General features: G+C 43.5%; 1 pseudogene. It reads right to left on the bottom strand.

Annotation, left to right across the window (positions count from 1 at the left end):
* Nucleotides 1-99 precede the first annotated feature (99 nt).
* A pseudogene (locus F9C28_RS19970) lies at nt 100-756 on the bottom strand (ABC transporter permease); the annotation flags it as partial.
* Nucleotides 757-1,014 lie beyond the last annotated feature (258 nt).

Genomic DNA, 1,014 nt, shown 5'->3' with positions numbered 1-1,014 from the left:
TGACGAAAGCAGGTATGCCTGAAAGTGTGCGTATTGCCTGAAAACACAACCCGCTACGGGGGAGACTTACCCGAAATCTGATTTATTCAACAAAGCCACGCCATTCATAAACAGATCACGCCAGCTTATTACCATGCTGGCCAGTGGGTTATAGGTAATAACCCAACTGTATTTTTCCGGAATCATATCAGAGGCATATAAAATCGGCGTACAATAAAACATCAGCATAATACCCAGGCTGACAAATCGCTCAAGGTCGCGGAAAAACAGATTCAGCGTCGAAAAGATAAGCGCGACGCCAAAGGTGAAAATAATCTGACCAATAGCGATAAGCGGCACCCCCCATAACCAGTCAAGGGATGGCGACATATTGTAGACAAAGAGAAAAACGATAATCACCGGGATAGTACACAAAAAGTGCAGCCCTTCCATCATCACATTACTCAACGGAATGACAGAACGCGGAAATACGGTTTTCTTAATAATCTGGGCATTTGCAATGAATGAAAACAGAGAGTTAGTTGCTGAACTGGCAAACCACTGCCAGGGGAATAACCCGGTGATCAGAAATACGGTGTAGTTCGGGATTTGTACCCGCATAACCAGTTTAAAGATGAAGTAGTAGATCATGGCAAACAACAGCGGGTTGGCAATGGACCACAAGTACCCGAATACGCTGCTCTTATAACGAACTTTAAGTTCTTTATTTGTGATAACTACAACCAAATCAACTAAATAGCCTAAATTATACTTCATTATTAAGTGCTCATTATTCTTGCCACATTGCCACCAGACGCCCGTCCGCCGCGAAAATGGCAACGCTACCGCCCTTGGCTTAGAGATACCAATGCTCTCACAACATCACCAAAACATAAACCACTGCGTCGTGATAAATGCACCATATTTTAGTCAGTTACGGGCTTTGTTGAATAAATCGAACTTTTAGCCGAAATTAGGATCAGATCACCACACTCCTGACCCTGTAGCGACATCCTGTGACAAAGCAAAAGTTCA

The sequence above is a fragment of the Shimwellia pseudoproteus genome (assembly GCF_016415625.1).
In the GTDB taxonomy this organism is placed as follows: domain Bacteria; phylum Pseudomonadota; class Gammaproteobacteria; order Enterobacterales; family Enterobacteriaceae; genus Shimwellia; species Shimwellia pseudoproteus.
This window is presented reverse-complemented; position numbering and strand designations above follow the sequence as displayed.